We start from the raw sequence: 13899 nt of genomic DNA, 5'->3' as shown, positions 1-13899 counted from the left end.
CCTCCTTCAGCGTTATCGCGTTAGCGACTCCGTTTCCAGGGCATGGCGGCGCGCTCGGCGAGCACCACTGCCAGGTAGAAGGCCAGCCCGAAGAGGCAGGCGACCAGGATGGCCGACCAGGCCTCACGGGTGTGCAGAATGCCGGCCTGGGTTTTGATGTACACCCCCAGAGCGTTCTGCGGGCCGCCGAAGAACTCGGCCACCACGGCGCCGATCATGCTGAGCGTGGCGCAGACCCGCAGCGCGCCAAAGAGGAATGGCAGCGCCGCCGGCGCCCGCAGTTTGGCGAACACCGCCCGCTGCGGCGCGGCGTAGGAGCGCATCAGCATCAGCGCGTCGGCGGCGGGTGAGACCAGGCCGCGGTAGACGCTCACCAGGGTCGGGAAAAAGGTCATCACCGCCACCACGGCGATCTTCGAGAGCGGGCTGACGCTTCCCAGCCAGATGCCCATCAGCGGCGAGAGAGCGATGATGGGGACCGCGCTGGCCGCCACCGCCAGCGGCACCAATCCGTCAGCGACCACGCGCCAGCGCACGCACAGCGCCGCCGCCAGGCAGCCCAGGCTCACCCCGATGGCGCATCCAACCACCGCATTGGTGAATGTGACCAGCCCGATACGCAGCAGGAAAGCCGGGCGGGCCAGGAAGGTTTCCAGGATCTGGCTCGGGGCGGGCAGCAGGTAGATGGGGATCTGGAACAGCCGCACTGCCAGTTCCCATAGCCCGATCACCAGCGCGAAGGTGAGCAGCGGCGGCCACAGGTCGTGCACACTGAAGCCCCTGCGCTCCGCCCGACCCGCCTGAGGCGCTGCGGCGGCTGCCCGTACCGGCGCGCTCATACCTGCACCCGTTCGTTCTCGGTGGCGCGAAGGGCCTCGCGCACCTCGGTCACCAGACTGAAGAATGCGGGCGACTCGCGGGTCTCGAAGACCCGCGGGCGCGGTAGATCAATCGGCACGATGCGCTGAACGCGGCCCGGTCGGGGCGACATAACCACCACCCGGTCGGCCAGAAACACCGCTTCGGGGATGCTGTGGGTGACAAAGATGACCGTGGGGCGGGGATCGGCGCTCGACCAGAGGCCGAGCAGCTCGGTCTGCATGCGCTCGCGGGTGATCTCGTCGAGCGCGCCGAACGGCTCGTCCATCAGGAGAATGGACGGCTCGAAGGAGAGGGCGCGAGCGATCGCCGCCCGCTGTTGCATGCCGCCCGAAAGCTGGTGCGGATAGGCGTCGCCGAAATCGCCCAGGCCGACCATGCGCAGCAGGCTCATAGCGCGTTCCCGGCGCTCCGCCGGGGGGCGCCCCATGATCTCCAGCGGCAGTTCCACGTTCCGGCGCACGGTGCGCCACTCGTAGAGCACGGGCGCCTGGAACACGATGCCGTAGTCGCGATCGAGACGGGCCTGTTCCGGTGTTTTCCCTTTCACCCGCACCGTGCCCGAACTGGGGCGCTCGAGGTCGCCGATCAGGCGCATCAGGGTGCTTTTGCCACAGCCGCTTGGACCGATCAGGGCGATAAATTCGCCAGCGGCAATATTCAGGCTGACATCGAGCAGGGCGGTTACCGGCCCGCCGCCGCTCTGGTAGACTTTGCTGACGCGATCGAATTCGATGATGGGCGCAGTGTTCATCAAAAACCTCGAACCCGTATCGGGGGAAACCTTTGACGCCAACCGAACTATGGAAAAACCAGAGTTCCCCAGGTCTCTGCCTGCCGGGAACAGGCATGGGCGCAACCCGGAGGGTTGCGCGCAACCCGGAGGGTTGCGCCCACGGGCAACTGACAGAGTGGTGCCGTGGCTACGCGCGCCGTTTCACGATCAGGTGCTCGGCCAGCACTACCAGACCATAGAAACTGACCCCCACCAGGCCGGCGACCAGGATCGCCAGGTAGAGGGCCTGTGGTCGCGAGTTGTAGTATTGAGCAGCGTTAAGGATCATCACCCCGATGCCCTCCTGGGCGCCTGAGGGCAACTCGGCCACAATCGCCCCGATCACCGCTGCCGAGGCGGCGATTTTGAGCGCGGTAAACAGGTAGGGCAGCGAAACCGGCAGCCGTAGCTTCCAGAAGTACTGGAACGGCGTGGCGGCGTAGGAGTGCATCAGGTCAAGGCTCTGGGGGGAGGCCGCGCGCAGCCCGCGCAACATGCCGATCGTTACAGGAAAGAACGTCAGATAGGCGGCGACCACCATCTTGGCCAGCCAGGCCGGCGCGCCCATGCGCCCGAAGCCAACAACGACCATAGGCGCAATAGCGAGAATAGGGACGGTCTGCGAGCCGATGACGTAGGGCATCAGGCCCCGTTCCAGTATCGGCAGGCGCATAAACAGCACCGCCAGACCAAAGCCCAGCAAGCCGCCAATGACAAAGCCCCCCAGGGCCACGCGAAAGGTGGCCCAGCCATTAGCCAGCATCTGCACGATCAATAGCGGCCCTGCGCCCCCGCGAGTGGGGGTGAACATCGTCTCGATGATCGAGCCGAGCGACGGCAGACGTTGCTCGGAGAGGCCAAACAGCAGCCGGGCCCCTTCCCAGAGCAGCAGCAGGGTGGCGATCACGCCAATAATCGGCAGGGCGCGCCGAACGAGAGCTTCGGGAGCGCCTTGAGCAGGGTGCGTCAAATCAGGCCTCCATCAGTTGAGGCGCGACGACAACCGTCTGAGTTAACGCTGGAACGGGGGTCGCAGACGGCAGTGTCACACGACCGACGGGATAGGCTACCGGAGAGGCTGCTTTCGTAGCAGCATCACTCCACAACGGGGGTTGTCAGGAACTCTGGGTTATAAAAAGTGTAGCTTGGAGCGATACGTTTGTCAATGCCAGGCTGACAGGTACATCCTCCCTTGCACCGGAGGAGGCTTTATGGTATACTTCTATTGCTTATAAACAAATCTCTTGTTCTTTTTGACAAGAAGTAATTGCTTCAGGTTGGGCGCCCATCTGTACCCGGAGCCACCCGTGGATCTCAAGCTCAACGAGCGCCTTGCCGCAACCAGGAAAGCCGCCAGGGAGGGCTCGCTCAAGGTGGAGCGCATGCTCCTGACCTACTGGGCGATCGCTGCGACGCTCGGCCTTCTGGTTCTTTGGGACTGGATCAGCGCCTGGAATGTGCCCGCTACGTTGCAGCTTCCTGGTCTGCCTCTCTATCTCGTGGTCACCTTCGCGCTCAGCCAGGTGCTCTACATGCTGGTCGCGCGCTACGATGGGCGACCGATCCACTGGGGCGCGACGGTGGTGTTCGCGCTTGGCAACGGCATAGCCGAGGCGCTGGCCTTTGGCGTCGTCTATCGTATCGGAGAGTTGATAGGCGCGGGCCTGGCGGGCCTGTTCGCCCCGTCAATCGCCAGCTTTGCCGGCTTCCTGCTGGGGGTGCTCTTTTTCATCGGGTATGGCGGCCTGATCCACAGCCTCTTCTGGTTGTCAATGCTGCCTCCACACCTCGACGACTCGCCCCGTTCGCGCAAGATCCGCCAGCTCCGCCCATTCGCCGAGGTGGCGCTGGTGATCGGCTGGAGCCTGTGCTTCTGGCTGACACGCGATGTGTGGACGGTGGTCTTCCTCCACGTCCTGGTTGACATCGGGCTGATGCTCAAGGTGCGCCCGCCGATCTTCGGCGCGCGCAGCGCCGGGTAATATCCGTCAGCGCCAGTCTCACGGGAGGGTTGGGGAGAACTCGGTTCTCCCCAACTTTTTTTTCCGTAGCGTCGGAGCGCAACAGAGGCCGCTGGCACACATCCACGATCGGCGCTGCTGCGTAAGAAAAGTGTGTGCAAAATCTTTTAATGACCTTTGCATACACGCAGTACCCGACGGATCGATGCTAAGGAGGTACGCTGTGAACGTTCTGAGCCTGATCTGGCGCTCGCTGGCGGCGTTGACGCTGGCGCTGGCGCTCGTTCCATCCGTATTCGCCCAGAGTGGCACGGCGAAGGTGCGGGTGATTCACGCCTCGCCCGACGCCCCGGCAGTTGACGTGTTTGTCAACGGCAACCGCACGCTGACCAATGTCCCCTTCTTCACCGCCAGTGATTACCTGGATCTCGCCCCTGGCAGGTACCGCCTGCAGATCGCTCCGACCGGCCAGCCCGTCAGCGCGGCGGTGATTGACGCCACGGCGACCTTCCAGGCGGGCAAGGCGTACAGCGTCGCTGCAACCGGCCTGGTCGCTCAGATCAAGCCGACGGTGATCGAAGACGATCTGAGCGCGCCAGCGAGCGGCAACGCCAAGGTGCGCGTGTATCACTTCTCGCCCGACGCGCCCGCGGTTGACGTCAAAGTCGCCAATGGCGCCACGCTGATTTCGAGCCTGGCCTTCCCCGACGCGAGCGCCTACCTCAATGTTCCCGCCGGAACCTACAATTTGCAGGTCACCCCTGCTGGCGGGAGCGCCGTGGTGATTGACCTTGCCAACACCACTCTCGAGGCCGGCAAGATCTACAGCGTTTTCGCCACCAACGTCGTCGCCAGCATTACCCCGCAGGTGGCGGTGACCACTCCCGTCGCCACGCCTGGCACGCTGCCCGCCACCTCTGAGGGTCCAACTGCGCCCCTGGCCCTGCTGGCGGTCGTGGCGGCCGTGTTTCTCGGCGCGGCCGTGCTGCTGCGCCGCCGCGCCGCTCTCTGAAATCGGCGCGCTGGATCGTCTGACCATCGCCGGGAGGGCCAGGCCCTCCCGGCCGTTTTTCCAGGCCGTTCTCACGCCCGCCTGGTCTCCAGCCTGCTAAACTGTTCCCCGGCGCTAGCTGTAATCCCGATGTCTCATGACCCGCCCTGGCGCATCTGATTGCGCCAGACAGACGGCGCGCAGGCCCTGCCGGTAAAGGATTAATCTTGACACATGTTCGACAGCGTGATACTATTTTGTGGATAGATTTTTAACTTTACTGTTACTTGACCGGTGTCGCACCGTTAGTGCACATTCATATACCTGGCGGGCGGAGAGGCTATAGGCGTTGCTCTTTCTTACGACCTGAGCGGCGCGCTATGTGAGCTATAGGGTATCGAAACGGCGGCGCGAAGTGAGCAACCGTGCATCGGACGCGTGTTGAGACAGGTTCGCCGCGTGCGAGCCACTGCCAGCGTGGAGGTGAAAGTCGGTTTATACGCATAGCGGTCAGCGTGGTGCTGGTTGTGGCCCTCGGCGGATGTATGGAGGCCCTTCAAAGCGAGCATCGCCCTGTTCAGGCGCCGCTCGTAGCTTCCGTAGCCTCCCCGCAGCCGTTCGGGGCGCCAGACGTGCCGGCCACTCCAACGACCGCTGGTAGTATGGCGCTCGACCCGGCAACAATCGCCCCCACGCCGACTATGCCAGCAGTTTCGGTGTTGCCCCTGGCGACGTCTGCGGCCGCTGAAGCGCCGCCGCTGCTCATCGCACCGGCGCCCGAACGCTCGAACGAGCAAAGATGGCGCGAGCAGCAACTTGATCGCCAGGTGTTCCCTGCGCCGCGTCTGTATACTACCCGGAATGCAGAGCTATGCTGGTATGACCCGCTTAACCAGCAACACGTCGTGCTGGGGCGTATCGGGGGCGATTTTCTGGTTCAGGCGACGTTTGTGCTCCGCGATAGGGGCTTGCCGGCCCTGGAGGTTCCCTATCGCATCAATGTCAGTTATGGGCTGACCGCCCTCTCGCCAGCGTATATCGAGCGCCTCAAGGCTGCCGGGTACGTTGACTGGGTCGAAACATATGTGCTCGCTTCTCCCGATGTGCATCCCCGCTAAAGCCCTGCTTAATCGGCGAGCGGCAGGTCTGGTTGCGATTCGCCTGAAAGGGTCGCCCGAACGTGAGCAGCAGATACCTTGATCTTGTGCGCGGTCAACGCCGCCGCAGCGGCTGGCAGTTCTCCGCCAAAACGCTGCTGGCCATCCTCGCCTTCATCGCCATGATAGGCTCGGCGGTCTACTGGTGGGGCGTCCAGAGCCAACTGACCAGCAACTGGATCGTCGCCGCGGCTTTTACCGCTATTCTCGTGCTGGCCCCCCCTAGCCTGACATCGTTTCTGATCCCCTGGTCGCCCGGGGGCATGTTGTTGCAGCGCATTAATGCGCGAACGATCGGCTATACGGTCATTATCGGCGCGGCCCTCTATCTCCTGTACTACTCGTTCGAAATCCAGTATTCCTGGTGGGCGGCTCAGGCCGCCGTCGCCGAAACCGGGCTGATCCTGCAACAGGTGATCATCGGCATTATCGGTTTCATTATCATTCCCGCCTTGCTGTGGACGCCCGTGACCAGCGAGGAGTTGTTCGAGCAGGTGCGCCAGGCCCATCTGGTGCGCCGCTATGAATTGCAAACCCAGGCCGATATCGCCATTCTGCGCGCCACGCTGCTTCGCGCGCAGGAAAAGGCCCTTCGCGGCTTCGCCAATCTCACCATCCAGGAACGCGAAGAACTGGCCGGCGTGATGCGCGGTCTGGTAAGGGGCATTGATCAGACGCTCCGTGATATTCGGGATTCGGTCAAAACGGTCAGCGGCGCGACGATCCCCTTCAATTCGTTGGAAGATAATGAGGATATCCGCGGGTATCTGGAGTATATCAGCGAAAGCCTCACCGAAAGCGCCCTCCTGACCAACCAGGCCGAGCCGCATTCGGTTCATTCCTATGATGATGAGCGCTTTGATGATCCCGGCCATGAAGGCCAGCGTCTCCGTCCTGGCCGCTCGTGGTGATCGTCAGCGGCGCGCCTGTTTGATCAAAGCATACGCCAGCCGTCGCCAGGCCAGAGGTCATCGTCATGAACGGCTTCCACTTCAGCGCTGATCGGCGCCTCTCCGAGCGTGACCTGTTCGAACTGTCCGATGCGCTGGCGCTGCATCTCTACGAGACGCTCGGCGCGCGCGTCTACCTGCTCACGCGCGCCGATGTCGCCCAGCTTGTGGAGCCGTTTGTTGATGATCTGCTGCTGGAGGATCAGCAGGATGTCGCCTGGATGGTCTGGCATCTCTTCCAGGAGGGCTGCGAGTGGGAGCTGCGCGGGTAGACGCCGCTGATGAACCTATCCGCGTGGGCGTCTATGGCGGCACATTCGATCCGGTCCACATTGCCCACCTGGCAATTGCCGAAGAGGCGCGCTGGGCCCTCGATCTTCAGCAGGTGCGCTTCGTTCCCGCTGCTCGCCAGCCGCTCAAGGACGTCTCTCCCGGCGCCACCCCCGCCCAGCGCCTGGCGATGCTCAACCTGGCCTGCGCCGATAATCCCGCCTTCGTCCCCGATGACCTCGAACTGCGCCGCCCGCCGCCTTCGTATACGGTCGAGACGCTCGAACACCTGCGCGCGCGGTTTGGTTCCGCCGCTGAACTCTGGTTCATCATCGGCGCCGATGCCGCCCGCGATCTGCCACGCTGGCGCCGTGTGACCGAGCTGGTGACTCTGGCCCGTCTGGCAATCGTTGCACGTCCGGGCCATGCCTTTGATCCCGGCGCCTTCGAGCAGGCAGTGCCGAAAGTCGCCGGGCGCTATGTCCTTCTCGACGGCCCGCGCCTCGACCTCTCCAGCACTGAGATCCGCCGCCGTATCGCGGCCGGTCGGCCGGTGCGCTACCTGCTGCCTGAAGCCGTTCGCCGCTACATCGCCGACCAGGGGCTGTACCGCGAGGACCCCGCCTATGGCTGACCCCGCCGAACGGCTCCTGGCCGATACCGCCACAGCCTGGGGGTTGCCCCTCAATGCCGACCAGCTCCGCCAGTTCGCGCGCTACGCCGACGAATTGCTGGCCTGGAACGCCCGTACCAACCTCACCGCCATCACCGACCGCCCGGCTATCTACGTGCGCCATTTTCTCGACTCCCTGGCGCTGGCCCGCTTCTGGGGCCCGCCTCCCGCAACCCTGGCCGATATCGGCACGGGGGCCGGATTTCCTGGTGTGCCCCTCAAGATCCTGCATCCTCCGCTGGCCCTGACCCTGATCGAGTCGGTGGGCAAAAAGACCGCCTTTCTGACCCACCTGATCACCACGCTGGGACTCACGCAGGTACGGGTCGTTACCGGTCGCGCGGAAGCCCTTGGGCGCGATCCGGGCGAACGTGAACGCTACGATGTGGTCACCGCTCGGGCGGTGGCCGACCTGCGCGTGCTGGCGGAATACGCCATGCCGCTCCTGCGTGTCGGCGGCCTGTTGCTGGCGCCCAAGGGCGCCGATGTAGCCGGAGAAGTCGAAGAGGCGCGGCGCGCCATGGCGCTCCTCGGCGGAACCATCGAACGGGTCGTCCCCATTGAACTGCCGGGCGTCGAACCGCGCACCCTGGTGGTGGCGCGCAAAGTGGCGCCCACCGACCCGCGCTACCCCCGCGCCGTCGGCATACCCGCTCGTCGTCCGTTGTAATCGCCGCTGGTTGGCATGCGGTACGGGAGGCGTGATAGAATGTCCTGGGCGTTCTACGTGATCCCTTCCGCAGCGTCGTCAACGCTTTAGAGGTTGCGGAAGCGAGGCGTCCCTCGCCGGCCCGTCCAGGCTCTGCGGGTGCAGCGCGAAGGTCCACAGCAGGTTTCAACAATGGCATTTGATATGACCTAGTCGCAAGAAGGAGTCGACCATGTCCATCCTGAGCCGCATCAGCGATCTCATTAGCGCCAACGTCAATGCGATGCTCGACAAGGCCGAGGATCCGGAGAAGATGGCCAATGAATACCTGCGCCAGCTCACTAATGAACTGTACGAGGTGCGCACCGGCGTGGCCGCGGCGATGGCCGATGAGACCAAACTGGAGCAGCGCCGCATTGCCGCCCAGGCCGAGGTGACCCAGTGGGAAGCGAAAGCTGAGGCCGCCCTTCGCGCTGGCGACGAAGAACTCGCCAGGGCCGCCCTGGCCCGCAAGGTTCACGCCCAGAAGCTCGCCGAACAGTACCTGGCCCAGGAGAAGGCCCAGGAGGAGCAAGTTAATGCCATGCAAGAGGCGCTGGTGCAGCTCGAAACCCGCATTGCCGAGGTGCGGGCCAAGAAGGAGTTGATCATTGCCAAGAAGAACCGCGCCCAGACCCAGGAGGCCCTGCAGCGCACCGCCCAGAGCGTGGGCCGCATCTCGAGCATTGAGAAGCTCGAGCAGCTCGAGGAGAAGGTGGACGACCGGCTTGCCCGCGCCGAGGCGATGGCCAAACTCGAGCAGGGCTCCCTCGAGGCCCGCTTCCAGAACCTTGAGCAGCAGACCGCGGTCGACTCCGAACTGGCCGAACTCAAGCGCAAGCTGGGCATGTCCTGATCAGTCGCCGGCCCTATGGTCAACACCATAACCATAATAGAGGGTGGGGAACCGCAGTTTCCCCACCCTCTGCTGTTCGTGCCGCTAACGTGCCGGCTCGTAGCACGCGCGGCAGCGGGCCTCGTACAACTCCAGGCCGCCAACGACGATCGTTGGCGCGTCGGCAGGCGCCGGCTTGCCGTTAATCAGCCGTTGCGAACGAGTGGCATAGGCTCCGCAGCGGGCGCAAATCGCATATAGCTTGTCCACCTGCTCGGCGATCGCCATCAGATGCATCATCGCGGGAAACGGCTCGGCCCGGTAATTCTGATCCAGGCCGGCGACAATCACCCGTAAGCCGCGATCGGCTAGTCCCTGGCAGGCGCCAACTATCGCCTCTGGTTCGTCGCTCAGAAAGTGCAGTTCATCAATGGCGATCACCTGTACGTCATCGGCTGCGGCAAGCACCTCGCGGATCGAGCTGACCGCCACGGCCTCCAGACGCGCGCCGGCATGGCTGGCGACGTGCCGCGCGCTGTAACGGGTATCCAGCCGTGGTGTGAAGATGCGGCAGGGCTGGCGGGCAATCATCACCTGGCGCATGCGCCGGATCAGCTCCTCCGTCTTTCCGCTGAACATGCACCCGCATATTACTTCGATCCGGCCACTGCTACTGGGTCGTGTCATTACCGTTCTGTCCTTGCTTGCAGAAGTCCACTGCCGTGTTATACTCCTGGTCGAGCCAGACACAAGCCCCCACGATCTGTGAAACCTTCATTGCGGGCAGGAGACCCTCATGAGCACCAGGCAGATCCGCTGGAGCGCCAGCCCGGAACTGGCCGCGCTGTTGCGGCGCTACTACGATGGTGAGGCTGAACTCTGGGGCGAGGTGCAAACCATCGTTCATCGGGAACTCATGGACCGCGGGTTGGCCGTCGTCCCGCGCCACCTGCGCTTTCGCCGCATCGAGAGCGGTTATGAGGTTATCATCGAGGACGCCGAGGAGTACCTGACGGGCCTCTAGGGCATCCGGTGCGGTCATCCCGCTCGCTGGCGAACCACGGCGTCAAGCCATCAGGGGCAGGGAGCGGGGTGGTCCTCCCCGCTCCCCCCATAACCATGGCGCTGCCTTGCTATGCCCCGCGCTCCTCGTACTGTCGGCGGTAGTACTCCAGATACTCTCCCGACTTGATGGGCCGCCACCAGGCTTCATTCTCGACGAACCAGCGCACGGTCTTCTCCAGCGCCTCGTCAAAGGTGTGTCGCGACCGCCACCCCAGGGCGCGCAGCTTCGAGCAGTCGAGCGCGTAGCGCCGGTCGTGACCGGCGCGATCGGTCACGTGCTTGATCAGGCTGCGCGGCTTGCCCAGCAGGTCAAGGATCTTGTGGGCCATTTCGATATTTGGCGTTTCGACCTCGGTGCCGACGTTATAGACCTCGCCGATCTGCCCGCGGTGCAGGACGACATCAATCGCCTCGCAGTGGTCCAGCACGTACTGGTAGTCGCGCACCTGCAAGCCATCGCCGTAGATGGGCAGCGGGAGGTCGTCAATCGCATTCGTCGTGAAGAGAGGCACCGCCTTCTCGGGGTAGTGATAGGGACCAATGTTGTTCGAGCCGCGCGTCGTTGTTACCGGCAGGCCGTAGGTAATAAAGTAAGCGTAGACCAGATGTTCCGCTCCGGCTTTGCTCGCCGAGTACGGGCTGCGTGGTTCCAGCGGATCGCCCTCGCGCGAGCGCCGCGGGGCGGGGATCGCTCCGTAAACCTCATCGGTGCTGATCTGGTGAAAGCGCTCCAGACCAGCTTCGCGCGCCACCTCGAGCAGTGTCCAGGCGCCATTGACATTCGTAGTTATGACTGCATCCGGGGCCATGATCGAGCGATCCACGTGGGTCTCGGCCGCAAAATTGACGATGGTGTCAATCTTGTGCTCGCGCACCGCTGCGCGCACCGCCTGCATGTCGCAGATGTCCCCCTGAATGAAATGAAACTGCGGGTTGTTCGCAACCCGTTCCAGATTCTCGCGACGTCCCGCATAGGTTAGCTTATCGAAGACCACAATCCGGTAGTCGGGATGGGTCTCAAGCATGTAGTGGACGAAATTCGAACCGATAAAGCCCGCGCCGCCGGTGATGAGTAGATTGCGCATAGTTGCTCCATAGCGAAAGTAAAGCGTCGTTGATCATGAACGGTCGCCGGGAGTAAGATCTCCATCCAAAGGCCGGAGAAGGTTGATATTCTTCGCCCGCGACTCCTCGGCCAGACGGGCCTTGTATTCGAGCAATCGGGCCAGCAAGGCCGGGTCACTCGTGGCGAGGATCTGGACCGCCAGCAGGCCAGCGTTACGCCCGCCGCCGATGGCCACTGTGGCAACCGGCACGCCAGCGGGCATCTGCACGATGGAGAGGAGCGAGTCTAGCCCGTTAAGGGCCTTGCTCGGCACGGGCACGCCGATCACCGGCAGTGGCGAGCAGGCGGCGAGCATGCCCGGCAGGTGCGCTGCACCTCCCGCTCCGGCAATGATCACGCGCAGGCCGCGCTCGTGGGCGCTGCGTCCGTACTCAATCATATCATGCGGGGTGCGATGCGCCGAGACCACTCGCACCTCGCAGGGCACGCCAAACTCCGCGCACACCTCGATAGCGCCCTGCAACGTAGGCAGATCGCTGTCGCTCCCCATCACGATGCCGACTACTGGCGTCATAGCTTGCTCCACGAAGTTGCCTGCCGGATCGCCCTGTCAAAGCTCCACACTCTCGGCGGCGCGGCGCGCCACCGCCTCCGCCTCGGCCAGGGTGGCGCCAAGCGCGGTGATGTGACCCATCTTGCGGCCGATACGATTTTCACGCTTGCCGTACAGGTGCACATGCGCCCCCGGCACCGCCAGCGCCTGGCGCAGCACGTCGCCGCGCACCGGACCGTGGTACCGGCCCAGGAGGTTGACCATCACTGCCGCGGGGGCGCGCATGTCAGTCGGACCGAGGGGCCAGCCTAGCACTGCGCGCAGGTGATTTTCAAACTGCGAGGTGACGCACCCTTCAATGGTATAGTGGCCGGAGTTGTGGGGGCGTGGGGCCATTTCATTGTAGAGCACGCGCCCATCGGGCAGTTCAAACAACTCGACGCCAAAGATGCCGACGCCGTCTACGGCTTGCACTGCGCGCAGGGCCAGTTCCGTGGCCGCCGCCGAAGCTGCAGCGGGCACGGGGGCCGGCGCCCGCACGATGTGGCAGATGTGATTGAGCTGCACCGTCTCGACGACGGGATAGGCGCGCATCTCGCCGTCACGGGCGCGCACCACCATCACGGCCAGTTCGCGGGCAAATGGCACCCAGGACTCCACCAGCAACGGGCTGCCGCCACGGGTCAGGCGTTCCCACGCCGGGGCCACCTCGTCGGCATGGCGCACCGTCGCGTTGCCATAGCCATCATACCCATTGCGGCGCGCCTTCAGCACCATTGGCCAGCCGAAAGCTGCTCCTGCCTCCACCACTTCCTCCGGACTGGACACGGCGCGGAAGGGCGGCAGGGCAAGTCCGGCTGCGGCGATACGCTCTTTCTGAAGCAGCTTGTCCTGCACCACTGCCACAGTCGCCGACGAAGGCCTTACGGCCATCCCCTGCTGTTCAAGGCGAGCAAGAATGGCCGCGTCAACGAACTCGTTCTCCAGGGTTACCAGATCGCTCAGAGCGGCAAAACGCTCGAGGGCCGCAGGGTCGTCCCATGCGCCGACGATCTCGCGCTGGGTCAGCCGCCCGGCAGGACTATCGGCGGCGCGCTCGAAGATCGTCGTTTCCACGCCCAGTGAAATGGCCGCCTGGGTGAGCATCTGGGCAAGCTGGCCCCCGCCAAAGATTCCAATGCGCTTCATAACTATGCAGGAAGGAATGGTATAATCACTGTAGTTGTCACTATGGCGCAACGGTTGAGTGAGACAGCCTGTGCGCCGGAGAGTATAGCCTTGCCAGCGGGCAGGCAGGAAAAGCGGGTCCCGCCACTTCCAGCCGTCTTTATGCGCGTTAGCGACGTGGGCTGCTCAGAGCGGCCTGATCAGAAGGGTTCGGTATGGCCAGTTCCTCGCGCGGCGCCCGTCGCCGTCAACCCGTTCGCAGCCTCCAGCGCCGTCCTGCAGTAACGCGCGCCATCGAGCCGCCGGATTATTCGCGCGACTATGCCTATGTGCAACAGGATCTGATCCGTATCGCGATTATTGGCGGCATCCTCCTGGCGCTCATGGTCGGCGCCTCGTTCGTCCTTTGAAGCGTGCATCCATCACTGCGACCCGGAGATCACGAAGACCGGGCGAGGGGAGAGAACTTCGCCTTTCGGCAAGCACGAAGGGGGCGACCGGCGACGGCGCCCCCTTCTGATCACCACGGTCGGCGAACTACGCGTCTTCCCCGTACAGTTCTTTAAGCAGGCTCGGCTTCTTCGGCTGCTGGTTGCGGGCCTCGCGGCGCTTCTCCCTGTCGGCCTGATGCGCCTGGGCGGTGCTCAACCGCCGCATGAAGCGATCAACCTGCCCGGCGGTGTCCACGATCCGTTGTTCGCCCGTGTAAAACGGGTGGCAATTGGAGCAGATCTCGACCCGCAGATTGCGGCGCGTCGAACCAATGGCCCAGCGCGTGCCGCACGTCGTGCAGACGATCCCGTCCATATGGTACTGGGGGTGAATACCCTTTTTCACCTGCGTGCTCCTCGTGTGAAGCCGCGAGCGTG

18 protein-coding genes are annotated in these 13899 nt (G+C 63.9%); 10 read left to right on the top strand and 8 right to left on the bottom strand.

From position 1 onward, the window contains the following. Positions 1 to 20: 20 nt before the first annotated feature. From NZU74_12440 to NZU74_12430, 3 genes are all read right to left on the bottom strand, one after another. On the bottom strand, positions 21 to 839 hold the full coding sequence (locus tag NZU74_12440; GenBank protein MCS6882133.1) for an ABC transporter permease: 819 nt from the start codon (positions 837 to 839) through the stop codon (positions 21 to 23). Beyond that, positions 836 to 1633 (bottom strand): ABC transporter ATP-binding protein, encoded by a 798-nt coding sequence (locus tag NZU74_12435; protein ID MCS6882132.1) that lies wholly within the window; start codon positions 1631 to 1633, stop codon positions 836 to 838. Before NZU74_12435 ends, NZU74_12440 begins: the two co-directional genes overlap by 4 nt. A gap of 169 nt (positions 1634 to 1802) precedes the next feature. Then, positions 1803 to 2624 (bottom strand): ABC transporter permease, encoded by an 822-nt coding sequence (locus NZU74_12430; protein MCS6882131.1) that lies wholly within the window; start codon positions 2622 to 2624, stop codon positions 1803 to 1805. A gap of 337 nt (positions 2625 to 2961) precedes the next feature. On the opposite strand from NZU74_12430, the gene NZU74_12425 reads away from it, so the two are divergent. The 8 genes from NZU74_12425 to NZU74_12390 all read left to right on the top strand — a co-directional run bounded on the left by NZU74_12425 (position 2962) and on the right by NZU74_12390 (position 9200). After that, positions 2962 to 3636 carry a hypothetical protein gene (locus tag NZU74_12425; protein MCS6882130.1) on the top strand — a complete coding sequence of 225 codons (675 nt, stop codon included), beginning with the start codon at positions 2962 to 2964 and terminating at the stop codon, positions 3634 to 3636. A 202-nt stretch (positions 3637 to 3838) separates the two neighbouring features. Continuing rightward, positions 3839 to 4627 carry a DUF4397 domain-containing protein gene (locus NZU74_12420; protein ID MCS6882129.1) on the top strand — a complete coding sequence of 263 codons (789 nt, stop codon included), beginning with the start codon at positions 3839 to 3841 and terminating at the stop codon, positions 4625 to 4627. 524 nt (positions 4628 to 5151) lie between these two features. Next, a complete protein-coding gene (locus tag NZU74_12415; GenBank protein ID MCS6882128.1) occupies positions 5152 to 5724 on the top strand; it encodes a hypothetical protein in 573 nt (190 codons plus the stop codon). 62 nt (positions 5725 to 5786) lie between these two features. Then, the gene (locus NZU74_12410) at positions 5787 to 6674 is read left to right on the top strand and encodes a hypothetical protein (GenBank protein MCS6882127.1); all 888 of its coding nucleotides are present in this window, start codon (positions 5787 to 5789) and stop codon (positions 6672 to 6674) included. A 65-nt stretch (positions 6675 to 6739) separates the two neighbouring features. Further along, on the top strand, positions 6740 to 6985 hold the full coding sequence (locus tag NZU74_12405) for a hypothetical protein (GenBank protein MCS6882126.1): 246 nt from the start codon (positions 6740 to 6742) through the stop codon (positions 6983 to 6985). Then, a complete protein-coding gene (gene nadD, locus NZU74_12400) occupies positions 6967 to 7617 on the top strand; it encodes a nicotinate-nucleotide adenylyltransferase (protein MCS6882125.1) in 651 nt (216 codons plus the stop codon). Before NZU74_12405 ends, nadD begins: the two co-directional genes overlap by 19 nt. After that, entirely contained in the window at positions 7610 to 8326 is a 717-nt protein-coding gene (gene rsmG, locus NZU74_12395) for a 16S rRNA (guanine(527)-N(7))-methyltransferase RsmG (GenBank protein ID MCS6882124.1), read from the top strand. Before nadD ends, rsmG begins: the two co-directional genes overlap by 8 nt. A gap of 211 nt (positions 8327 to 8537) precedes the next feature. Then, positions 8538 to 9200, top strand: a complete 663-nt coding sequence (locus NZU74_12390) for a PspA/IM30 family protein (protein ID MCS6882123.1) — start codon at positions 8538 to 8540, stop codon at positions 9198 to 9200. An 84-nt stretch (positions 9201 to 9284) separates the two neighbouring features. Here the strand turns inward: NZU74_12390 and NZU74_12385 are convergent, their stop codons facing one another. Further along, positions 9285 to 9866, bottom strand: coding sequence for a thymidine kinase (locus tag NZU74_12385; protein ID MCS6882122.1), 582 nt, complete (start codon positions 9864 to 9866; stop codon positions 9285 to 9287). Between the two features lie 109 nt (positions 9867 to 9975). Here NZU74_12385 and NZU74_12380 point away from each other — a divergent pair, with 109 nt between their 5' ends. Then, the gene (locus NZU74_12380; protein ID MCS6882121.1) at positions 9976 to 10203 is read left to right on the top strand and encodes a hypothetical protein; all 228 of its coding nucleotides are present in this window, start codon (positions 9976 to 9978) and stop codon (positions 10201 to 10203) included. A 109-nt stretch (positions 10204 to 10312) separates the two neighbouring features. On the opposite strand, the gene rfbB is transcribed toward NZU74_12380, so the two are convergent. The 3 genes from rfbB to purK are packed head-to-tail and all read right to left on the bottom strand — an operon-like array spanning position 10313 to position 13051. Beyond that, positions 10313 to 11329, bottom strand: coding sequence for a dTDP-glucose 4,6-dehydratase (rfbB, locus tag NZU74_12375; protein ID MCS6882120.1), 1017 nt, complete (start codon positions 11327 to 11329; stop codon positions 10313 to 10315). 33 nt (positions 11330 to 11362) lie between these two features. Further along, positions 11363 to 11884 (bottom strand): 5-(carboxyamino)imidazole ribonucleotide mutase, encoded by a 522-nt coding sequence (purE, locus tag NZU74_12370; protein ID MCS6882119.1) that lies wholly within the window; start codon positions 11882 to 11884, stop codon positions 11363 to 11365. 36 nt (positions 11885 to 11920) lie between these two features. Continuing rightward, on the bottom strand, positions 11921 to 13051 hold the full coding sequence (purK, locus tag NZU74_12365; GenBank protein MCS6882118.1) for a 5-(carboxyamino)imidazole ribonucleotide synthase: 1131 nt from the start codon (positions 13049 to 13051) through the stop codon (positions 11921 to 11923). Between the two features lie 194 nt (positions 13052 to 13245). On the opposite strand from purK, the gene NZU74_12360 reads away from it, so the two are divergent. After that, positions 13246 to 13440 carry a hypothetical protein gene (locus NZU74_12360; GenBank protein MCS6882117.1) on the top strand — a complete coding sequence of 65 codons (195 nt, stop codon included), beginning with the start codon at positions 13246 to 13248 and terminating at the stop codon, positions 13438 to 13440. Positions 13441 to 13567: 127 nt separating this feature from the next. Here the strand turns inward: NZU74_12360 and rpmE are convergent, their stop codons facing one another. Next, positions 13568 to 13867 (bottom strand): 50S ribosomal protein L31, encoded by a 300-nt coding sequence (gene rpmE / locus NZU74_12355; protein MCS6882116.1) that lies wholly within the window; start codon positions 13865 to 13867, stop codon positions 13568 to 13570. Positions 13868 to 13899: the final 32 nt, after the last annotated feature.

The organism is Chloroflexaceae bacterium (assembly GCA_025057155.1).
Classification (GTDB): Bacteria; Chloroflexota; Chloroflexia; order Chloroflexales; family Chloroflexaceae; genus JACAEO01.
This window is presented reverse-complemented; position numbering and strand designations above follow the sequence as displayed.